Genomic DNA, 19,943 nt, shown 5'->3' with positions numbered 1-19,943 from the left:
TGGGCCGGTGCTTAGCGACCACTGGCCACTGCGCCACCTCACCCTGACCACCGACCGCCTGGTCCTGCGCCTGCCGGACGAGGAGGAGCTCGCTGCGCTCGCCGACGTGGCCGCCGCCGGTGTCCACAAGCCGGGGGAGCAGCCGTTCCTCCGGGCGTGGACCAACGGGACGCCCGAAGAGCGCGGCCGGCACGTGGTGCAGGCGTTCTGGGGCTCGATGTCCTCCTGGAGGCCGGACGACTGGGAGATGCCGCTGGGCGTGTTCCGGGACGGGACGCCGATCGGCATCGTCGCGCTGCGTGGCTGGGACTTCGCGATCCTGCGCGAGGTGAAGACCTGGTCGTGGCTGGGGCTGGAGTACCACGGCCAGGGGTACGGGACCGAGGCGCGCCGGGCCTTGCTGCACCTCGCGTTCGAGGAACTGGGCGCGGAGGCCGCGCTGACCGAGGTCTTCCAGGACAACGCCGGCTCGCAGGGCGTGTCCCGGAAGCTCGGCTACCGGCCGGACGGGATCTCGGTGGACGTGCTGCACGGTCGCCCGGTGATCTCGGACCGCCTCCGGCTGACCCGCGCGGACTGGAAGCCGGCCGGAAAGGTCGAGATCACCGGCCTGGAGAAATGCCGCTCGTTCTTCATCAGCTGAGCCATCGCCTAGGCTGGTGGGCGGACCGCGACTGGCGTTGAGGTGGAGGACCACCGGGGAACGGTCTGCCGGAGAATCCGGCCTCGCCGCGCGCCTGGGCACCTCAGCCGATGCCCGAAGGAGCGCGCCGCCATGACCAACCTGATGATCGGGACCGACCTCGCCGCCGAGATCATGGCCGAGGCCGCGGAACGGGCCCGGGTACTGCGGGAGCGGACCGGCGTCCAGCCGTGCCTCGCGACTGTGCTCGTGGGTGACGATCCAGCGTCGGCGACGTACGTGCGGATGAAGCAGAACCGCTCGAAGAAGGCCGGGATCGCCTCTCGCAGTGTGGTGCTGGCCGCGGAGACGACGACCGCCGAACTGGTCGCCGTGGTGCACGAGCTTTCGAACGACCCCGCCGTGCACGGGATCCTGCTGCAGCACCCGGTGCCGGCGCAGATCGACGAGCGGGCCGCGTTCGAGGCGATCGACCCGGCCAAGGACGTGGACGGGGTCACGATGCACGCGTTCGCCGCGATGGCGTTCGGTGAGCCCGGGTTCCGCTCGTGCACCCCGGGCGGCATCCTCCGGCTGCTGGAGGCGTACGACGTACCGATCGCCGGTGCGCACGCGGTCGTGATCGGCCGCAGCCCGATCCTCGGCAAGCCGGCCGGGATGTTGCTGCTGGCATCGAACGCGACGGTCACCTACACGCACTCGCGGACCACGAACCTGCCCGGGATCGTCCGGACGGCGGACATCGTGGTGGCCGCGGTCGGCAAGCCGAACTTCGTCCGCGGCGACTGGCTGAAGCCCGGCGCGGTCGTGGTCGACGCCGGCTACAACGAGGGCAACGTCGGGGACGTCCACTTCGACGAGGCGGCCGCGGTGGCGAGTCTGATCACGCCGGTCCCGGGCGGGGTCGGGCCGATGACGATCGCGCTGCTGCTGGAGCAGACCGTCGCGGCGGCGCAGGCACAATCCGAGACGGCTGTCCACTCTCTGACTACTCTGACCTAGGGTTGGGGGTAGGCGAACGCGAGGAGGCAGGCACGTGGCGGTACGGGCGATCCGGGGTGCCACCCAGTTGGAGGTGGACGAGCGCGAGCACCTGCTCGAGCGGTCCGCCGAGCTGGTGAAGGCGGTCCTGGAAGCGAACGATCTGGACCGTGAGGACCTGATCAGCATCCTGTTCACCGTCACGCCGGACCTGCACTCGGAGTTCCCCGCCGTCGCCGGCCGGCAGATCGGGCTGACCGACGTACCGCTGATGTGCATGCAGGAGATCGACGTCCCGCACGCGCTGCCGCGGGTGGTCCGGATGATGGTGCACGCCGAGTCGTCGCGGTCGCGGGAGAAGATCCAGCACGTCTACCTGCACGGCGCGGTCGCTCTGCGTCCCGACCTGACAGGCGCCCAGTGACCGAGCTGCGCGGTCCGGTCCGGATCGTCGGCGCCGGACTCATCGGTACGTCGATCGGCCTGGCGCTGGCCCGGCTGGGCGTGGTGGTGGAGCTGGTCGACGCCGACCCGGACAACGCGCTGATGGCCGAGCGGATCGGGGCCGGCTCCCGGCTGGTCCAGCTGGAGCCGCAGCTCGTCGTGGTCGCCGTACCGCCGGATCACGTCGGCGAAGTGGTCGCCGAGCAGCTTGAGCAGACCGACGCGATCGTCACCGACGCGGCCAGCGTCAAGTCGAAGCCGCTCGCCGACGCCGCCCGGCTGACCAAGGACCTCAGCCGGTACGTCGGCAGTCACCCGATGGCCGGCTCCGAGCGGAACGGCCCGCTCGCGGCCCGCGCCGACCTGTTCGACGGCGCGACCTGGGCGATCACCCCGCACGAGACCAGTGCGCCGGAGGCGGTCGAGCTCGTCCGTCGGCTGGCCGAGGCCTCCGGTGCGCGGACCGTCCAGCTGTCGGTCGAGGACCACGACCTCGCGGTCGCCCGGGTCTCGCACCTGCCGCACCTGATGTCGGCGCTGGCCGCCGGCACGCTGGTGGACGCGCCGCACTCGCACCTGCAGCTGTCCGGTCAGGGCGTCCGGGACGTGACCCGGATCGCGGCCGGCGACCCGAAGCTGTGGACCCAGATCGTGTCGGCGAACTCGGCCGCGCTGACCGGCCTGCTGGAGCAGATCCGCGGCGAGCTGGACCGCGTTCTCGTTGCTCTGGGCAAGGAAGAGGCCGCCGACGAGCTGACCACGATCCTCGGTCAGGGGGTCTCGGGTGCGGTCCGGGTGCCGGGCAAGCACGGCGCGCCGCACATCGACCTGGTCACCGTGCTGGTCACCATCCCCGACCGGCCGGGACAGCTGGCGCGGCTGTTCGCGGACGCGGCCGAGTCCGGCGCGAACGTCGAGGACCTGCGGATCGACCACAGCCCGGGCCGCCCGGTCGGTGAGGTCGAGCTGGCGGTCAAGCCCGGCTCGGTCGACCAGTTGGTCGAGGTCCTGACCGAGCGCGGCTGGGTGGTGCACCGGTAGGCGCCGGGAGTGTCCCCGGCCGGAGGTAATCTCTGGGCCATGATCATCGCTGTGGACGGCCCGAGCGGGTCCGGTAAGTCGAGCACGGCCCGGGGCGTCGCCACCCGGCTCGGACTGCGGTACCTCGACACCGGTGCGACGTACCGAGCGGTGACCTGGTCGGCCCTCGAGCACGGTCTCGACCTGGACGACACGGCCGTCGTCGCGCAGCGTGCGCGGGAGCTGCGGCTGGAGATCAGCACGAATCCCACGGACCAGTACGTGATCGCCGACGACGTCGACGTGACGACCGCGATCCGGGAGCCGCGGATCAGCGAGAGCGTCAGCAAGATCGCCACCAACCTGGACGTCCGCAAGGAGCTGATCCGGCGGCAGCGGGCCATCATCGACGACGCCCAGCCGACCGGCGGGATCGTGGTCGAGGGCCGCGACATCGCCACCGTGGTCGCGACCGACGCCGAGCTGAAGGTGCACCTGACCGCCGACCAGGACGCCCGGATGGCGCGGCGCGGGGCCGAGCTGACCGCCGGCGCGGTCACCGCCGACCAGTTGCGCGACCAGATCGTCCGGCGGGACGCCGACGACGCGACCGTCTCGCAGTTCCTGGTCGCCTCGGACGGCGCCGTCACCGTCGACTCGACCCATCTGTCCCTGGAGGAGGTCGTCGACGTGATCAGCCGACTCGCGAAGGAGGCCGAGGCCGCTCCGCGCCATCGGGAGTCATGACTGTACTGATGCCACGCCTCCGGCGCGGCGGGTCATGGGGCTTTGACTCCCGGCCTTCCCTCGTCGCTCCGGTCGCTTCGCTCCCTGCGCTCCTCAGTCCAGGCCGGGAGGCCCCATGACCGCTGAATTGACCGGGCACCTGGAGCTGCCCCGCACCGACGACCTGCCCCGGCTGCCGTACCTTTTCGCGCTGCCGGCCCGCGGACTCGCGAAACCCTACTTCCGCCGCAGGTACCGGCTGACGATCTACCACGAGGAACTCTTCCCGCGGACCGGGCCGGTGCTGATGACGCCGAACCATCTCAGCCTGCTCGACGGGCCGCTGCTCGGCGCGATCGCACCCCGGATGCTGCACCAGCTCGGGAAGATCGAGGCGTTCGGCGGGCTCCAGGGCCGGTTCCTGCGGCGGATCGGCCAGATCCCGATCGACCGGTCGGCGTACGACGTCCGCGCGGTCCGGCAGTCGATCCAGGTGCTCCGCGACGGCCGGGTGCTGAACATCTATCCGGAAGGGACCCGGGGGACCGGCGACTTCAGCCGGATCCGGACCGGCGTCGCCTACCTGGCCATGGTGACCGGCGCGCCGATCCTGCCGGTCGCGCTGCTCGGGACCCGGCTGCCGCACGGCGACGTCGAGCGATTCCCGCCCGCGGGGAGCCGGGTGGACGTGGTCTACGGCGAGCCGTTCACCATCGACCGCGTACCCTTTCCTCGGAGGCACTCCGACGTACGAGCGGTTGCCGACCAGATCGGCGACGTGCTGCGGGCCCATGTCAGGGCGGCCGTCGAGGAAACCGGCCACCCGCTCCCGGGCGCGCCAGACACGAAGGATCCTGATGAGTGACCTGCCCACCGGCTACGACTATGCCGAGCCAACCCACGACCGCGAGGACACCGGCCCGCTGCCAGTGCTCGCGATCGTGGGCCGGCCGAACGTGGGCAAGTCCACGCTGGTGAACCGCATCATCGGCCGCCGCGAGGCCGTCGTCGAGGACACCCCGGGCGTCACCCGGGACCGCGTGTCGTACGACGCCAACTGGGCCGGCCGCGGCTTCACCGTGGTCGACACCGGCGGCTGGGACCCGGACGCCGTCGGCATGGCCGCGCTGGTCGCGGCCCAGGCTGAGGTCGCCATCAACGCCGCCGACGCGGTGCTGTTCGTGGTGGACGCGACCGTCGGGATCACCGATGCCGACGAGGCCGTCGTCCGCGTCCTGCGGAAGTCCGGCAAGCCGGTCGTGCTGGCCGCCAACAAGGTGGACGACCAGCGGATCGAGTCCGAGGCGATGAACCTGTGGAGCCTCGGCATCGGCGAGCCGTTCCCGGTGTCGGCGATGCACGGCCGGGGGACCGGCGACCTGCTGGACGCGGTCCTGGCCGCGCTGCCCGAGGCGCCGCCGGAGCGCGACGGCGAGGCCGGCGGGCCGCGCCGGGTCGCCATCGTCGGCAAGCCGAACGTCGGCAAGTCCTCGCTGCTGAACAAGGTCGCCAAGGAGGACCGGGTCGTCGTCAGCGACGTGGCCGGCACCACGGTCGACCCGGTGGACGAGCTGATCACGCTCGGCGGCAAGGAGTGGCGGTTCATCGACACCGCCGGCATCCGCCGCAAGGTGAAGAACGCCCAGGGCCACGAGTACTACGCCTCCCTGCGGACCAACGCGGCCATCGAGCGGGCCGAGGTCGTGGTGGTCGTGATCGACGCGTCCGAGACCATGTCCGAGCAGGACCTGCGGATCATGAACGCGGTCGAGGAGGCCGGCAAGGCGCTGGTGATCGCGTACAACAAGTGGGACCTGGTCGACGAGGACCGGCGCTACTACCTCGAGCGCGAGATCGACCGCGACCTGGTCCAGTTCCGCTGGGCGCCGCGGGTGAACATCAGCGCGCTCACCGGCCGGCACATGGAGAAGCTGGTGCCGGCGATCGAGGCGGCGCTGGACGGCTGGCAGACCCGCGTCCCGACCGGCCAGCTGAATGCGTTCCTCGGCCGGCTCGTCGCCGCCCACCCGCACCCGGTCCGCTCCGGCAAGCAGCCGAAGATCCTGTTCGGCACCCAGGCGACGACGATGCCGCCGACCTTCGCGATCTTCACGTCCGGCCAGCTCGAGCCGTCGTACCAGCGGTTCATCGAGCGGCGGCTGCGTGAGGACTTCGGGTTCGTCGGCAGCCCGGTGCACGTACAGGTCCGGGCCCGGCAGAAGAACAAGAAGCGCTGATTTCGGCTGCCCTCGAATAGGTAGCACCGGGCAGCTGCCTCCTGCAGGCTGCGAGTCGTCGACCCGCAGCCCGGAGGCCGCCCGTGAAGCCCTTCCTTGTCGCCCTCACGCTGACTGCCGGCCTGCTTGGCGCCGGCTCTGTCGGGGCCGGTCCGGCGGCCCCGGGCCTTGGTGTCGAGCCGGTCGCGGCGTCGGTGCAAGCCTTCGGGGGCGAGCCGGTCGCGGCGTCGGTGCGCACCGCCGAGGACGAGGCGCCCGTGCGGTCATTCGAGGTTGAGGCGGCGGTGCGGTCGTTCGAGGTTGAGGCGGTTGGTCAGGTGCCGTCGGGGTGCGCGACGCCGGCCGGCAAGGCGCCCGCAGTCGTCAGCGCGCAAGGAGCCGGGCGAGCGCTGCTTGTCGACGACCGGTCCGCATCCGCGCACACGGTCGTCACCTGCCCGGTGGATCCGCGACCGAGCACGTCGTTCCGGTTCTCGGCGTACCCCACGAGCCTGCCGAACGGCTTCCTGATCACGCTCCTCGGCGGCGCGACGCAGGTCTACCACCTGAGCGTGACGTCCGAAGGCTCTTTCCACTGGTACGACGGCAGCCGGTGGACCCAGTTCGCTCCGCCAGGCACTGTCCGGACGGGCGCGTCGAACGCGGTGCGGATCGACGCGGATCAGCAGACGGCCGAGGTCTTCGTCGGCGAGACGCTCGTAGGTACGGCGTATAAGGCGGGCGCTGCTGCGAGCATCACGGCGTACCAGTTCGCGAGTCACGGCACCGTCCCGCAAGGCGACCGCGTCCTCTTCGACGACATCAGTACGACGGCCGGCCGCGACTTCGAGTCCGAGCCGGTCGGCGGCGTACCGGCGGGCTGCATCACGCCGGCCGGGAAGGCGGCCGCCGTGGTTGCCGCGCGCACGGGATCGCGGTCGCTGCGGCTGAACGATCCGGCGGCCAATCGGCAGACCGTCGTCTCGTGTCCCGCGGTGCCGCAACGGGGGATCGACCTGCGATTCGCGGCGTACCCAGCAGTGCTCAGGAACGGCTTCCTGGTGTCGCTGCGCGGACACTTCGAGGGCCTCGCCGATCCGCGGGTCGTCTTTCATCTCGCGGTCGTCGCGGACGGGAGTCTGCGGTGGTACGACGGGTTCGCGTGGACGACCGTGAGTACGCCGGGCGCGGTCCGCGTCGGCGCGTGGAGTTCGGTGCAGGTCCGGGCCGCTGCTGATCAGGAGTCCGTGGAGATCCTGGTGAACGGCGTCCGCGCGGCGGCCGCGGGACCGATCGGGATGCGCCGAGTCGTCGACGTTACCGGCTTCGAGCTCTCCAGCTACGGCACCGCGACCACGGGTGATGACGTGTACTTCGACGACCTGTCCGTCGGCGCCGCACCCGCCGTGCTGCCGCCCGGCGACGTGGGGGTCGGGCCGGCTGTGACTGTCGAGCAGGTCACCGGCTCCCTCCTGCAGATGCCGCACGGGTCCGTGACCACCGGTGCCGAGACGCTGGTGACGTACGCCGCGCACGCCGACTCGAGCACCGGCACCGGGACCCGGTTGGCGACCTCACCGGACTCGGGGGTGACGTGGCTGCGGCAAGACGCGCGCAACCCGATGCCAGACGCGCAGTCCTACAACCTCTCCCGACTGCGGAACGGCGATCTGCTCGCGATCTCGTACCACACGTTCATGCGCCCCGGTCAGCGGAGCGCGGACGTGGAGTCGACGATCTCCCGCGACGGCGGGCGAACCTGGGAATCGATCCGGGTCGGCACGATGACGACGCCGCAGCCGATGCGGCCGATCAGCCCGCACAGCAGCCGGCCGGGCCGGACGCTGGGCGGATTCGTGCTCGTTCACGCCGTCGTCGAGGACGCGGACGGGACGTTGTACCAGTCGGCGTACGGGTATTTCCAGGGCGATCCGAAGTACCGCCAGCTGATGCTGCGGTCGACGGACGGCGGGCTCACCTGGACCACACTATCGACCGTTGCCGTGAGCCCGAATCACCCCGGCGAAGGCTTCAGCGAAGCGGCGATCCAGCGGGTCGCAGACGGCTCGTTCCTCGCTGTCATGCGCACCGGCAGCTACCTGCCGATGTACGTGTCCCGATCCGTCGACCACGGTCGCACCTGGTCCGCGCCCATCCCGCTCCGCGCGGCGAACGGTCTCACCATCACCGGCGTGTACCCGAACCTCGTCCCGATGCCCGACGGCCGCCTCGTCCTCTACTACGGCCGCCCCGGCCAGTCCGTGTCGATCTCGAACGACGGCACCGGCCTGTCCTGGACCACCCCGACCACCGTCGACTACCGCAACTCCGCCAACGGCAGCGCCGTACCCCTGGACACGAACACCCTCCTCACCTTCGGCGACCGAGGCGCCGACTGGTCCCACAACAAACCCCCCACCGCCACCATCTGGTCCCGAACCCTCACCCTCCCAACCCGGTAAAAACCACCCCACCAGATGCGGTAAGGTTTACCCCGCTTGCCCGTTCGGGGTGAGCGGCGGGCTGTAGCGTAGCTTGGTTAACGCGCCGGTCTGGGGGACCGGAGAGCGGGAGTTCAAATCTCCCCAGCCCGACCCGAAGCGGGGCACCGATTTTTGTCGGTGCCCCGCTCTATTTTCGTCCCATGGCAGCGACACGAGACCGGCGCACCTGGAACGACGTCCAGCTGCGCGAGGCCGTGGCCGGCAACCGATCGTGGCGTGCGGTTGCCCGGTCGTTGGGCTTGAAGGCGACGTCGGCGGGTGTGATCCGGACGCTCAAGCGCCACGCTGACCGTCTCGGGCTGGACGCGACACACTTCACCGGCCAGCGTCGCTGGTCGGACGGTCAGCTCCGCGCCGTGGTGCTCGGTTCGAGCTGCTGGGCCGACGTCCTCGCCGGTCTCGGGGTGATCGACAACGGCGAGAACCGGGTGCGGGTCAAGGGACACGCAGTCCGGCTGGGTCTGGACTACACGCATCTGAAGAAGCTCGACCGATCGGCGACGCCGGCGGAGGTATTCGATGAGCCGACGCGGCCGGAAAGCCTCCGCTATGCAGCCTCGGCGGTGGCGATGGCCTGGTTCAGCCTGCGCGGGTGCGCGGTTGCGCTGCCGGTGGAGCCTCAGGAGTACGACCTGCTCGTGACGACTGCCAAGGGTGTCCAGCGGGTGCAGGTCAAGTCGTGTGCTTCCCGCAACGGCCATGGGCGCTGGAACGTCGGGATCGGACGACGCCCGTACGCACTCGACAAGTCGGCGGGCAAGATGCCGTACGACCCGGACTCGCTCGACCTGTTCTTCGTCCTGCTCGGCGACGGGAGCATCTACATCATCCCCAGCTCCGTCGTCGCGGGCAGAGTGGCGATCGATGCCGAGACCTACTCGCCGTACCGAGTCGGTGATGCCTCGAGTCTGATGCGGTGAGGGATGCCGGTGGTGGCCGGCACCCCTCGGTGTGGTTAGTGGACCTTTTCCAGGGGTCTGGGGTCGGGGTGGTGGGGGACGCGGAGGGTTTCGCCTTCGATGTCGACCTTGGGGGTCAGGCGGTCGAGCCACTTCGGGAACCACCAGGCGTGGCGGCCGAGGAGGCTGAGGACCGCCGGGACCAGGGTCATGCGGACGACGAACGCGTCGATCAGGACGCCGATGGTCAGGCCGAAGCCGATCGCCTTGATGATCGGGTCGTGCACGAAGATGAAGCCGGCGAACACCGACGCCATGATCAGCGCCGCCGCGGTGACCACTCGGGCGCCGTGGCCCAGGCCCTCGACGGTGGCGTCGGTCGCGGGCTTGCCGTGCACGAACTCCTCCCGGACCCGGGACACGATGAAGACCTCGTAGTCCATCGCCAGCCCGAACAGCACGCCCATCATGATGATCGGCAGGAAGCTGACCAGCGGACCGGGCGCGTCCACGCCGAGTAGCTCCGCGCCCCAGCCCTGCTGGAACACCGCGACCGTGATCCCGAACGTCGCGCCGATCGTCAGCACGAACCCGAGCGTCGCCTTCAACGGCACCAGCAACGACCGGAACGCCAGCAGCAACAGCAGGAACGACAACCCGATCACCAGCAGCAGGTACGTCGGCAACGCGTCGGACAGCTTATTCGACACGTCGACGCCGACGGCTGTGTTGCCGGTCACCGAGATCGACGCGTCACCGGTCGCCAGCGGCTGTACGGCGTTCCGCAGGTTCTTCACCAGGTCCGCGGTCTGCTCGCTCGCCGGGCCACTCTCCGGGATCACCTGCAGCAGCCGCGTCGACCCGTCCGCACTCGCCGGACCGGGCTGCGCCGCGACGATGTCGTCGAGCCCCTGGGTCTTCGCCAGCACCTGCTGGACCAGCGCGCCGGCAGTCTGGGCGCTGTCGCTCGTCACGACGACCACCAGCGGACCGTTGGCGCCTGGCCCGAAGGCGTCCGCCGTCAGGTCGTACGCGACCCGCTGGTTGCTGCCGGCCGCCGCCGACGCGCCGTCCGGCAACGCCAGTTGCATGTCCTTGACCGGGATCGATAGCAGACCGAGCCCGATGATGCCGAGAGCAACGATCGGGACCCGGAACCGCGTCGTGAACCGGCCCCACCGGAACCCGAACCCTTCGACGGGCGCGGTCACGGCGGCCTTCCGAAGCTTGCGCGGCAGGATCCGCCGCCCGAGGAACCCGAGCAGCGCGGGCAGCAAGGTCAACGCGACCAGCACCGCCGTCAACACAGTCGCCGCGGCCGCGAGCCCCATCGCGGTGAGGAACGGTACGCCGACCACGCTCAGCCCGGCCAATGCGATCACCACGGTCGCGCCGGCGAACAGGACCGCCGAACCCGCGGTCGCCGTCGCCCGCCCGACCGACTCCTCCTCGTCCATCCCTTCGGCGAGCTGGGTCCGGTGCCGCGAGCTGATGAACAGCGCGTAGTCGATCCCGACCGCCAGGCCGAGCATGAGTGCCAGGATCGGCGCGGTCGACGACACGTCGGCGAACGCCGTGACCAGGAACAGCCCGGCCATTCCTGCCAGCACGCCGAGCAGCGCGGTGAGCAGCGTCATCCCCGCGGCAACCAGCGAGCCGAAGGTGACGACGAGTACGACGGCCGCGATCGCGACCCCGATCACCTCGGTCGCCCCGACCTCGGGTACGCCGCCGACGACCTGGCCGCCCGGGACCACCTGAAGCTCCCCGGAGCTGAGGCCGCTGAGTTCGTCGTACGCCTCGGTGGTGGTCTTCGCCAACTCGTCCGCCGGCTTGGCGAACTGGACGCTGATCAGGCCGGTGGTGCCGTCGGGGCTGATCGCCTTGCTGGTGAACGGGTCGACCGCGCCGATCACCTCCGGCACCTTGGCGACCTGCGCCACCGTCGTACCGACGGCTGCCTTGACGGCCGGGTCGGCGAGGGTCCTGCCGTCGGGCGCCTTCACCACCACGGTCGCGGAGGCGCCGCTGGCGGCGGGCAGCTCGGTCTTCAGGGCGTCGAGGGCGCGTTGCGACTCGGTGCCCGGGATCGAGAAGGTGTTCGTCGTCTTGCCGCCGAGGGTCAGTGCGCCGACCCCGAGGAGGACGAGGAACACCGCCCAGACGGCGGCGACCAGGCGCCGGCGCTGATAGGAGAACCGGCCGAGCCGGTAGAGCAGGTTGGCCATCGAGAAGCGTCCGTTCGTGTGCAGGGGGGAACTAGGCGGGTGTCGGGGCGGGGTGCGGGGGCGAGTGAGCGGCTGTCTTCAGGCGGGTCTCAACAGGCGCCGGAGGGCGATGTCGCAGAGGCGGCGGAGTTCGTCGTCGGTGCGTTCGCCGGGGTGCCGGCACTCGCCGAGGAGTCCGTTGATCGCGAACATCGCCAGGTCGTTCTCCAGCGGATCGTCGGAGCCGGCCAGGAAGCCGGTGAGCTTCATGCCGTCGGCGACCAGCCCGGCGATCTCCGGCATGTCCTCGATCACCGGGAGGACGTCCTGGATGACGTCGATGACGCCGCGGTGCACGACCGCGAGCTCGGTGAACTGGTGGATTGCGATCTCCTGGGCGACCGCCCGCGGCAGCCCGTCGACGGTCCGGATGAGCGCGGCCAGGTCCGCCGCGGCCGGTTCGAGTACGGCGGCCAGCACGGCGGGCTTGCCGTTGAAGTGGTAGAGCACCGTCGCCTTCGAGCAGCCGGCCGCGGTCGCGATGTCCTGCAGTGACGTCGCGTTGTAGCCCTTGGCCTGGAACAGGTCCATCGCCTGCCGCACGATCTCGTGCCGCGTGCGCTCCCGGGCAGGGGTGGTGACTGCCATGTCAGCCATGGTCCTGACCGATCGGCCAGTTTTCAACCGATCGGTCAGGTTTGTGGCCCGGCTCACGCACTGTCCTCGATTTGCTTGCGGTGTAATGCTGTAATCGGGAGGCGGAGATGGCCGACGACACTGCTGAGGACGACGTACTGGACGCCTACTCCCGGGTGGTCTCGGGAGTGGCCGAACACCTGATCCCGCGGGTCGCCAGCCTGCGGATCGCGAGCCGGCGAGGCGACTCGTCCGGATCCGGCGTGGTGCTGACCGAGGACGGCCACCTGCTGACGAACGCCCACGTGGTCGGCGGCAGTGAGCACGCGACCGCCGAGTTCGCCGACGGTACGGCGGCGCAGGCCCGGGTCGTCGGCGTGGACCGACTGTCCGACCTCGCCGTCTTGCGCGCCGACCGGGACATTCCCGATCCGCCCGAGTACGGCGACGCCGACCACCTGAAGGTCGGGAACCTGGTCGTTGCGGTCGGCAACCCGCTCGGACTGGCCGGCAGCGTGACCGCCGGCGTGGTCAGCGCGCTTGGCCGGTCACTGCCGGTGCGGACCGGGAATGCGACGAGGATGATCGAGGACGTCATCCAGACCGACGCCGCGCTCAACCCGGGCAACTCCGGCGGAGCGCTTGCCGACGGCAACGGTCGGGTGGTCGGCATCAACACCGCGGTCGCCGGCATCGGCCTCGGTCTCGCGGTCCCGATGAACCAGACCACTCGCCGGATCATCTACTCACTCCTGCACGACGGCCGGGTACGGCGTGCATACCTCGGCCTGGTCACGACGCCGGCCCCGCTGCGGCCGCAGCTCGCCGAACGGTTCGACCAGCGGACCGCGCTGCGGGTCGTCGAGGTGATCACCGGCAGCCCGGCCGCGCAGGCGGGTCTGCGGCAGGGTGATCTCGTTCTCGCGATCGACGGCGTTCCGCTGCGGGACGCGCAGTCGCTGCAGCGGCTCCTGTTCGAGGATGCGATCAGCCGGCGGACCGAGATCACAGCCATCCGCAACGGCGCGCTGGTCGACGTGGTGGCCTTCCCGGCCGAGCTCACCGACCGCTGAGGTCGACCCCGACCGGCTTACGATCGCCAGGTGGACGAACGAGTGCGGTTGGCCGGGGAGTTGTTCCAGCGGGCGATCTTCCGGGGGGAGTACGACGGCCTGACCGTCGCCGATCGGGAGCTGGATGCGGCCGAGGCCGAGCTGGCGATCGCGCGGGGCAAGGTGCTGCACGGCCGCTTCCTGGAGACCCGGACGGAGGATCCGCGGGAGCTCGGCTTGTTCGAGCGGGCGCTCGCGCTCTTCCAGGCGATGGACGACGTGCGCGGCCAGGCCCAAGCACTCTTCTGGATCGGCTGTTTCCACCAGGTCGTCCGGGGCGACGCCGAGCCGGCCGTCGAGGCGCTGACCCGCTCCCGCGAGCTCGCGGAGAAGACCGGCGACCAGCTGACGCTCTCCTACGCCCTCCGCCACTTGGGCATCGCTGCGCACCTGGCCGGCAACCTGGACGAGGCACGGACGCTCCTCGAGCAGTCGACCGCGCTACGGCGTACCCTCGGCTTCACGGCCGGAGTAGCCGCCAACCTCGTCGGCCTGATCTACCTCTCCACCGGAGACGAGGCCCGAGCTCTGGCCGACGAGGCCGCAACGCTCGCGGCCTCCGTCGGCGCGAGCACGATCACCGCCCAGATCGAGGAAGCCCGCTCCCAGCTCTGACGGACCACACTCAGGCGTCGTCCGGAAGCAGCGTGGAGATCATGAAGTCGGTTAAGTACTGCGCGAATCGCCGGGCGGACCATCCACGCTTGAGGACCAGGAGCTCGTAGAGCTCGACCGAGCTGCAGGTCCACAGGATGTCGGTGGCCTCGGGCACCGTGACTCCGGCACGCAGCCACCCGCGCGCCTTGAGGAACCGGGCGTGGTGCCGCATCCGCTCGAGCCGCTCGTCGTCACTCTCCTCGAGGAGCGCAGCCATCTCGGCATCGGTCGCCGCCGCCGAGCGCATCAGCAGCCGGATCGGTGTGACCACGGACGCGACCTCGGTGGTAAGCACGCCCCACTTCCGCATCACCGTCCGCGGATCGGCCTCCTCGGCGCGCATCTCGTCCGACCGCTGGTAGGCGGGGACCGGCCCGCGCCCGGTGAGACCGCGCTCGTAGATGGCGCGGACGAGCCCCGCCTTCGCGCCGAACGCCTTGTAGACCGTCTCCACCGACACTCCGGCCTCGCGGGCCACGGTGGCGACGGTCGTCGCGGCGTACCCGCGGTCCAGGAACTGCCGCTCGGCCGCGTCGAGGACGGCCGCCCGGTTGTGTTCGGCCTGGGCGAGCCGGCCACTCGAGTCGTACGGGCGCTTGCTCTTGACGTCTGCCATATTTCGTTCCAAGCTGCTGTATCAGATACAGGTGACTGTATCAAAAGCGGTGGAGGCTCGTCATGAGCGGATCGAACCCAGCGGTGCTGCAGCGGTTACTCACCGCCGTCAACGCGCACGACCTGGACGCCCTCGTCGGTTGTTTCGCCGGCGACTACCGCAACGAGACACCGGCCCACCCGCAGCGGGGGTTCCGGGGTCAGGACCAGGTGCGCCGCAACTGGACGCAGATCTTCGCGGGCGTGCCCGACATCAGTGCGCGGGTCACGCGCAGCTCGGCCGACGGCGACGCGCTGTGGACGGAGTGGGAGATGTCGGGTCCGCGCGCCGACGAGGGCGGCTTCCTGATGCGCGGCGTCGTCATCTTCGGAGTGACCGGCGACCTGATCACCTCGGCCCGCTTCTATCTGGAGCCGGTCGACGAAGACAGTGGTGGCGTCGACGACGCGGTACGCCGGGTGGCCGGCGACGCGTCCGGCGCCGGTGGAAGGGGGACGTCATGATCCTCGTAGTGGGAGCGACAGGACAGTTGGGCGGGCTGATCACCAGGATCTTGCTCGACCGGGCCGAGCCGGTCCGCGTGCTGGTGCGGACAGGTTCGCCGTACGACGGTGACGCGGCCGTCGAGGTGGTCACCGGTGATCTGAAGGACCTGGACTCGTTGCGCAAGGCGTGCAGTGGTGTCGAAGCGGTCGTCACCACGGCCAACGCCACCGACCGTGGTGGCGCGGACACGATCGAGTCGGTGGACCTGGCCGGCAACGCGAACCTGATCGCGGCCGCCGAGGCGGAAGGCGTCCGGCGATTCGTGTTCGTGTCGGCCCTCGGCGCCGATCCCCAGCACCCGATGCCGTTGCTCCGGGCCAAAGGCGAGACCGAGCGGCGGCTGCGGGACAGCGGGATGACGTGGACAGTGCTGCAGCCGAACCTGTTCATGGACAAGCTGCCACTCGCGGTGATCGGCCCGGCGCTCGCCGGCGACCCGGTGACGCTGGTCGGCGAGGGCCGCCGGCGTCACTCACTCGTCGCCATGCGGGACGTCGCCGAGTACGCCGTCGCGGCGCTGCACCGCGAGGAGGCCGAGGGGCAAACTCTGGTCATCGGCGGCCCCGAGCCGGTCTCCTGGCGCGACGTCGTGGCAGCCTTCGAACACGAGCTGGGCCGGGAGATCACGGTCCGGACCGTCCCACCGGGCCGGCCGGTGCCCGGTCTATCCGACCTGGTCGCCGGACTCCTGGCCTCACTGGAAACCTACGACTCACTGATCGACAGCAGCCACCTGTCCGATCAGTACGGCATCCGGCCGACCACACTCGCCACCTTCGCCCACGACGTGGTCACCGCAAGCCCTCACCGGCCGTAGCGGCGCGACTCGGCGGCCTGTTACCAGCCGCGGGCGCGCCACTCCGGGACGTTGGGGCGTTCGGTGCCGAGGGTGGTGTCGGCGCCGTGGCCCGGGTAGACCCAGGTCTCGTCGGGGAGCTGGTTGAAGAGCTTGGTCTCCACGTCGTTGATCAGCGAGGTGAAACGCTCCGCGTCGCCCTCGGTGTTGCCGACGCCGCCCGGGAAGAGCGAGTCGCCGGTGAAGAGGTGGGGGGCTCCGGCGGGGTCGTCGTACAGCAGCGCGATCGAGCCCGGGGTGTGGCCGGCCAGGTGGATGACGCGGAGGTGGCACTGGCCGACCGGGATGGTGGCGTCCTCGTCGACGAGCTCGTCGGTGGGGACGCCGATGCCCTCGGCGTCGTACCGGCCGGCGACCGTGGTCGCGCTGGTCCGGGCGACCACCTCGGCGAGCGCCTCCCAGTGGTCCTGGTGGCGGTGCGTGGTGACGACCCGCTCGAGGCCGCCGTCGCCGATCAGCCTCAGCAGCGTCTGCGCGTCGTTCGCCGCATCGATCAGCACCTGCTCGTCCGTCCGCCGGCAGCGGAGCAGATAGGCGTTGTTGTCCATCGGCCCGACGGCCACCTTGGTGATCATCAGCTCGGCCAGCTCGTGGGTCTGCACCGGCCCGCCGACCTTGACGTTGCCGTGGTACTCCGCCATGCGTCCTCCTGGATGTCGTCCTGTGACCGATCCTTGCACCGATCGCGCCGCGCGGTCACGTCCGGCCGATTTGCCCTGAGCACCGTCCGCGATCGAATATACTTTCGAAGTGGGCTCGATCTAGGTGCCCGATCGGGCGGCGGAAGTTTTTGTCGGTGGGCCTCGTTAGCATGACCGGGCATGCCGGAGCACCACCCGGACCCCCTCGAGAACGGCTGAGAGTGAGCTTGTGTCTGACCGTCTGATCGTGCGCGGAGCGCGTGAGCACAACCTGAAGGACGTCTCGGTCGACCTGCCGCGGGACGCCATGATCGTCTTCACCGGCCTGTCCGGGTCCGGCAAGTCCAGCCTGGCGTTCGACACGATCTTCGCCGAGGGCCAGCGGCGGTACGTCGAGTCCCTCTCGGCGTACGCGCGTCAGTTCCTCGGTCAGATGGACAAGCCCGACGTCGACTTCATCGAGGGCCTGTCGCCCGCGGTGTCGATCGACCAGAAGTCCACCTCCCGCAACCCGCGCTCCACCGTCGGCACGATCACCGAGGTCTACGACTACCTGCGGCTGCTGTTCGCCCGGGCCGGCCGGCCGCACTGCCCGGAGTGCGGTGAGCCGATCGCGCGGCAGACCCCGCAGCAGATCGTGGACCGGGTGCTCGAGCTGGAGGAGGGCACCCGGTTCCAGGTGCTCGCGCCGGTCGTCCGCGGCCGCAAGGGGGAGTACGTCGACCTCTTCCGCCAGCTGAGCGGTCAGGGTCTGTCCCGGGCCCGGGTGGACGGCGAGACGATCCAGCTGATCGACCCGCCGAAGCTGGACAAGCAGAAGAAGCACACGATCGAGGTCGTCGTCGACCGGCTCGCGGTGAAGAGCTCCGCGAAGCAGCGGCTGACCGACTCGATCGAGACCGCGCTCGGCCTGGCCGGCGGACTGGTCGTCCTCGACTTCGTCGACCTGCCGGACGACGACCCGCACCGTGAGCGCCGGTTCTCCGAGAAGCTCGCCTGCCCGAACGACCACCCCCTCGCCATCGACGAGCTGGAGCCACGGTCGTTCTCGTTCAACTCGCCGTACGGCGCCTGCCCGGTGTGCACCGGTCTCGGCACCCGGATGGAGGTCGACCCGGAGCTGCTGGTCCCGGATCCGTCCAAGTCGCTGGACGAGGGCGCGATCCAGCCGTGGTCCGGTGCGAACGTCTCGCAGTACTTCGAGCGTCTGCTGGCCGCCCTGGCCAAGGACCTGAAGATCAAGACCACCACGCCGTTCGGCGAGCTGCCGGCGAAGGCGAAGAAGTCGCTGCTCACCGGCCACGACCGGCAGGTGCACGTCTCCTACAAGAACCGGTACGGCCGCGAGCGGTCGTACTACACGACCTTCGAGGGCGTCATCCCGTACGTCGAGCGGCGGCACGCGGAGGCGTCGAGCGACACCAGCCGGGAGCGCTTCGAGGAGTACATGCGCGAGGTGCCGTGCCTGGCCTGCAACGGCGCCCGGCTGAAGCCGATCTCGCTCGCGGTCACCCTCGGCGGGAAGAACATCGCCGAGGTCAGCGCGATGTCGATCGACGAGGTGCACGACTTCCTACGCCAGATGGAGCTGACCCCGCGGGAGAAGCAGATCGCGGAGCGGGTGGTCAAGGAGATCGGCGAGCGGCTGCGGTTCCTGCTCGACGTCGGCCTGGACTACCTGGCCCTCAGCCGGCCCGCGGGCTCGCTGTCCGGCGGCGAGGCGCAGCGGATCCGGCTCGCGACCCAGATCGGCTCCGGACTGGTCGGCGTGCTCTACGTGCTCGACGAGCCGTCGATCGGGTTGCACCAGCGGGACAACCGGCGGCTGATCGACACCCTGGTCCGGCTGAAGGAGCTGGGCAACACGCTGATCGTGGTCGAGCACGACGAGGACACCATCGACCACGCCGACTGGGTCGTCGACATCGGCCCCGGCGCCGGTGAGCACGGCGGCCAGGTGGTCGTCTCCGGCACGGTCGAGGACCTGAAGAACCACCCGGACTCGATCACCGGCGCGTACGTCTCGGGCCGTAAGGAGATCCCGCTCCCGGCGGTCCGGCGGCCGCTCACCGAGGGTCGCGAGCTGACCGTGTACGGCGCCCGGCAGAACAACCTCAAGGACATCGACGTGACCATCCCGCTCGGGGTGTTCGTCGCGGTCACCGGGGTCTCCGGCTCGGGCAAGTCGACCCTGGTCAACGACATCCTCTACACCTCGCTGGCGCGGCAGATCTACGGCGCCCGGGCGGTGCCGGGGCGGCACACGAAGATCTCCGGGATGGAGCTGGTCGACAAGGTGATCCACGTCGATCAGTCGCCGATCGGACGGACGCCCCGGTCCAACCCGGCGACGTACACCGGCGTGTGGGACCACGTCCGCAAGCTGTTCGCGGAGACGCCGGAGGCGAAGGTCCGCGGGTACCAGCAGGGCCGGTTCTCGTTCAACGTCAAGGGCGGCCGGTGCGAGGCGTGTTCCGGTGACGGCACGTTGAAGATCGAGATGAACTTCCTGCCGGACGTCTACGTCCCGTGCGAGGTGTGCCACGGTGCCCGGTACAACCGGGAGACGCTCGAGGTGCACTACAAGGGCAAGACCGTCGCGGACATCCTGGACATGCCGATCGAGGAGGCGTCGGAGTTCTTCGCCGCCATCCCGGCGATCTCGCGGCACCTGACCACGCTGACCGAGGTAGGCCTCGGATACGTCCGGCTGGGTCAGCCGGCGCCGACGCTGTCCGGTGGTGAGGCGCAGCGGGTCAAGCTGGCGTCGGAGCTGCAGAAGCGCTCGACCGGCCGGACGGTGTACGTGCTGGACGAGCCGACCACCGGCCTGCACTTCGAGGACATCCGCAAGCTGCTCGGCGTCCTCGGCGGGCTGGTCGACAAGGGCAACTCGGTGCTCGTGATCGAGCACAACCTCGACGTGATCAAGACCGCCGACTGGATCATCGACCTCGGTCCGGACGGCGGTCGCCGAGGCGGCACGCTGGTCGCCGAGGGTACGCCGGAGGACGTGGCGGCGAACGCATCGTCGTACACCGGGCAGTTCCTGGCCGAGATCCTTGACGGCCGGGCCACGAAGCCGAGCGCGAAGAAGCAGGTCGCCGCGGCGCGGACCGCCGGCAAGAAGGCTCCGGCGAAGAAGGCCGCGGCTACGAAGACCGCCACCAAGAAGGTGACGAAGAAGGCAGCTCCGGTGCAGAAGGCGGCAGCCCGGAAGCGTATCGCCGGCTGATCGA

General features: G+C 70.2%; 18 protein-coding genes, 1 tRNA gene and 1 riboswitch. Of the genes, 15 read left to right on the top strand and 4 right to left on the bottom strand.

The features are described 5' to 3' along the window. Nucleotides 1-7 precede the first annotated feature (7 nt). The 10 genes from ACQPYZ_RS19460 (at nucleotide 8) to ACQPYZ_RS19415 (ending at nucleotide 9,454) form a co-directional block, all read left to right on the top strand. Nucleotides 8-643, top strand: a complete 636-nt coding sequence (locus tag ACQPYZ_RS19460; RefSeq protein ID WP_433157719.1) for a GNAT family N-acetyltransferase — start codon at nucleotides 8-10, stop codon at nucleotides 641-643. A 17-nt stretch (nucleotides 644-660) separates the two neighbouring features. Beyond that, nucleotides 661-750, top strand: a riboswitch (ZMP/ZTP riboswitch). A gap of 25 nt (nucleotides 751-775) precedes the next feature. Beyond that, on the top strand, nucleotides 776-1,645 hold the full coding sequence (locus ACQPYZ_RS19455; RefSeq protein ID WP_433157716.1) for a bifunctional 5,10-methylenetetrahydrofolate dehydrogenase/5,10-methenyltetrahydrofolate cyclohydrolase: 870 nt from the start codon (nucleotides 776-778) through the stop codon (nucleotides 1,643-1,645). Nucleotides 1,646-1,679: 34 nt separating this feature from the next. Continuing rightward, nucleotides 1,680-2,048 carry a chorismate mutase gene (aroH, locus tag ACQPYZ_RS19450; protein WP_393159014.1) on the top strand — a complete coding sequence of 123 codons (369 nt, stop codon included), beginning with the start codon at nucleotides 1,680-1,682 and terminating at the stop codon, nucleotides 2,046-2,048. Next, nucleotides 2,045-3,109 (top strand): prephenate dehydrogenase, encoded by a 1,065-nt coding sequence (locus ACQPYZ_RS19445; RefSeq protein WP_433157713.1) that lies wholly within the window; start codon nucleotides 2,045-2,047, stop codon nucleotides 3,107-3,109. Before aroH ends, ACQPYZ_RS19445 begins: the two co-directional genes overlap by 4 nt. 39 nt (nucleotides 3,110-3,148) lie before the next feature. After that, complete coding sequence (gene cmk, locus ACQPYZ_RS19440) at nucleotides 3,149-3,835, top strand: (d)CMP kinase (RefSeq protein ID WP_433157711.1); 687 nt, start codon at nucleotides 3,149-3,151, stop codon at nucleotides 3,833-3,835. A 115-nt stretch (nucleotides 3,836-3,950) separates the two neighbouring features. Beyond that, nucleotides 3,951-4,679, top strand: a complete 729-nt coding sequence (locus ACQPYZ_RS19435) for a lysophospholipid acyltransferase family protein (protein WP_433157708.1) — start codon at nucleotides 3,951-3,953, stop codon at nucleotides 4,677-4,679. Next, nucleotides 4,672-6,051 (top strand): ribosome biogenesis GTPase Der, encoded by a 1,380-nt coding sequence (gene der / locus ACQPYZ_RS19430; protein ID WP_433157706.1) that lies wholly within the window; start codon nucleotides 4,672-4,674, stop codon nucleotides 6,049-6,051. The genes ACQPYZ_RS19435 and der overlap by 8 nt, the downstream gene beginning before the upstream one ends. Nucleotides 6,052-6,134: 83 nt before the next feature. Next, complete coding sequence (locus tag ACQPYZ_RS19425; protein ID WP_433157704.1) at nucleotides 6,135-8,492, top strand: sialidase family protein; 2,358 nt, start codon at nucleotides 6,135-6,137, stop codon at nucleotides 8,490-8,492. Between the two features lie 57 nt (nucleotides 8,493-8,549). Beyond that, nucleotides 8,550-8,624 (top strand) — tRNA-Pro (locus ACQPYZ_RS19420). 50 nt (nucleotides 8,625-8,674) lie between these two features. Next, on the top strand, nucleotides 8,675-9,454 hold the full coding sequence (locus tag ACQPYZ_RS19415; RefSeq protein WP_433157701.1) for a group I intron-associated PD-(D/E)XK endonuclease: 780 nt from the start codon (nucleotides 8,675-8,677) through the stop codon (nucleotides 9,452-9,454). 35 nt (nucleotides 9,455-9,489) lie between these two features. Here ACQPYZ_RS19415 and ACQPYZ_RS19410 read toward each other — a convergent pair whose 3' ends face one another. Both ACQPYZ_RS19410 and ACQPYZ_RS19405 read right to left on the bottom strand, forming a co-directional pair. Further along, entirely contained in the window at nucleotides 9,490-11,661 is a 2,172-nt protein-coding gene (locus ACQPYZ_RS19410) for an MMPL family transporter (RefSeq protein ID WP_433157698.1), read from the bottom strand. Nucleotides 11,662-11,739: 78 nt separating this feature from the next. After that, complete coding sequence (locus tag ACQPYZ_RS19405) at nucleotides 11,740-12,288, bottom strand: TetR/AcrR family transcriptional regulator (RefSeq protein ID WP_433157696.1); 549 nt, start codon at nucleotides 12,286-12,288, stop codon at nucleotides 11,740-11,742. A gap of 116 nt (nucleotides 12,289-12,404) precedes the next feature. On the opposite strand from ACQPYZ_RS19405, the gene ACQPYZ_RS19400 reads away from it, so the two are divergent. After that, on the top strand, nucleotides 12,405-13,349 hold the full coding sequence (locus ACQPYZ_RS19400; RefSeq protein WP_433157693.1) for a S1C family serine protease: 945 nt from the start codon (nucleotides 12,405-12,407) through the stop codon (nucleotides 13,347-13,349). Between the two features lie 30 nt (nucleotides 13,350-13,379). Beyond that, nucleotides 13,380-14,003, top strand: coding sequence for a tetratricopeptide repeat protein (locus ACQPYZ_RS19395; protein ID WP_433157690.1), 624 nt, complete (start codon nucleotides 13,380-13,382; stop codon nucleotides 14,001-14,003). A gap of 10 nt (nucleotides 14,004-14,013) precedes the next feature. Here the strand turns inward: ACQPYZ_RS19395 and ACQPYZ_RS19390 are convergent, their stop codons facing one another. Continuing rightward, nucleotides 14,014-14,661 carry a TetR/AcrR family transcriptional regulator gene (locus tag ACQPYZ_RS19390; RefSeq protein ID WP_433157687.1) on the bottom strand — a complete coding sequence of 216 codons (648 nt, stop codon included), beginning with the start codon at nucleotides 14,659-14,661 and terminating at the stop codon, nucleotides 14,014-14,016. 62 nt (nucleotides 14,662-14,723) lie between these two features. Here ACQPYZ_RS19390 and ACQPYZ_RS19385 point away from each other — a divergent pair, with 62 nt between their 5' ends. Both ACQPYZ_RS19385 and ACQPYZ_RS19380 read left to right on the top strand, forming a co-directional pair. Beyond that, nucleotides 14,724-15,164, top strand: a complete 441-nt coding sequence (locus tag ACQPYZ_RS19385) for a nuclear transport factor 2 family protein (RefSeq protein WP_433157685.1) — start codon at nucleotides 14,724-14,726, stop codon at nucleotides 15,162-15,164. Beyond that, complete coding sequence (locus tag ACQPYZ_RS19380; RefSeq protein WP_433157682.1) at nucleotides 15,161-16,024, top strand: SDR family oxidoreductase; 864 nt, start codon at nucleotides 15,161-15,163, stop codon at nucleotides 16,022-16,024. The genes ACQPYZ_RS19385 and ACQPYZ_RS19380 overlap by 4 nt, the downstream gene beginning before the upstream one ends. Nucleotides 16,025-16,044: 20 nt before the next feature. On the opposite strand, the gene ACQPYZ_RS19375 is transcribed toward ACQPYZ_RS19380, so the two are convergent. Beyond that, nucleotides 16,045-16,704 carry an MBL fold metallo-hydrolase gene (locus ACQPYZ_RS19375; RefSeq protein ID WP_433157679.1) on the bottom strand — a complete coding sequence of 220 codons (660 nt, stop codon included), beginning with the start codon at nucleotides 16,702-16,704 and terminating at the stop codon, nucleotides 16,045-16,047. 229 nt (nucleotides 16,705-16,933) lie between these two features. Between ACQPYZ_RS19375 and uvrA the strand changes: the two genes are divergently transcribed. Continuing rightward, nucleotides 16,934-19,939, top strand: coding sequence for an excinuclease ABC subunit UvrA (uvrA, locus tag ACQPYZ_RS19370; protein WP_433157676.1), 3,006 nt, complete (start codon nucleotides 16,934-16,936; stop codon nucleotides 19,937-19,939). Nucleotides 19,940-19,943: the final 4 nt, after the last annotated feature.

The organism is Kribbella sp. CA-247076 (genome assembly GCF_050942445.1).
Taxonomy (GTDB): Bacteria; Actinomycetota; Actinomycetes; order Propionibacteriales; family Kribbellaceae; genus Kribbella.
The sequence above is the reverse complement of the archived record's forward strand: the minus strand, read 5'-3'. Positions and strand labels throughout refer to the sequence as shown.

Bases quoted from the DNA above. Each gene is read 5' to 3' on its own strand.
- ACQPYZ_RS19455 (WP_433157716.1), top strand. From the start codon at position 776: ATGACCAACCTGATGATCGGGACCGACCTCGCCGCCGAGATCATGGCC.
- cmk (WP_433157711.1), top strand. From the start codon at position 3,149: ATGATCATCGCTGTGGACGGCCCGAGCGGGTCCGGTAAGTCGAGCACG.
- ACQPYZ_RS19435 (WP_433157708.1), top strand. From the start codon at position 3,951: ATGACCGCTGAATTGACCGGGCACCTGGAGCTGCCCCGCACCGACGAC.
- der (WP_433157706.1), top strand. From the start codon at position 4,672: ATGAGTGACCTGCCCACCGGCTACGACTATGCCGAGCCAACCCACGAC.
- ACQPYZ_RS19415 (WP_433157701.1), top strand. From the start codon at position 8,675: ATGGCAGCGACACGAGACCGGCGCACCTGGAACGACGTCCAGCTGCGC.
- ACQPYZ_RS19410 (WP_433157698.1), bottom strand. From the start codon at position 11,661: ATGGCCAACCTGCTCTACCGGCTCGGCCGGTTCTCCTATCAGCGCCGG.
- ACQPYZ_RS19405 (WP_433157696.1), bottom strand. From the start codon at position 12,288: ATGGCAGTCACCACCCCTGCCCGGGAGCGCACGCGGCACGAGATCGTG.
- ACQPYZ_RS19400 (WP_433157693.1), top strand. From the start codon at position 12,405: ATGGCCGACGACACTGCTGAGGACGACGTACTGGACGCCTACTCCCGG.
- ACQPYZ_RS19390 (WP_433157687.1), bottom strand. From the start codon at position 14,661: ATGGCAGACGTCAAGAGCAAGCGCCCGTACGACTCGAGTGGCCGGCTC.
- ACQPYZ_RS19385 (WP_433157685.1), top strand. From the start codon at position 14,724: ATGAGCGGATCGAACCCAGCGGTGCTGCAGCGGTTACTCACCGCCGTC.
- ACQPYZ_RS19380 (WP_433157682.1), top strand. From the start codon at position 15,161: ATGATCCTCGTAGTGGGAGCGACAGGACAGTTGGGCGGGCTGATCACC.
- ACQPYZ_RS19375 (WP_433157679.1), bottom strand. From the start codon at position 16,704: ATGGCGGAGTACCACGGCAACGTCAAGGTCGGCGGGCCGGTGCAGACC.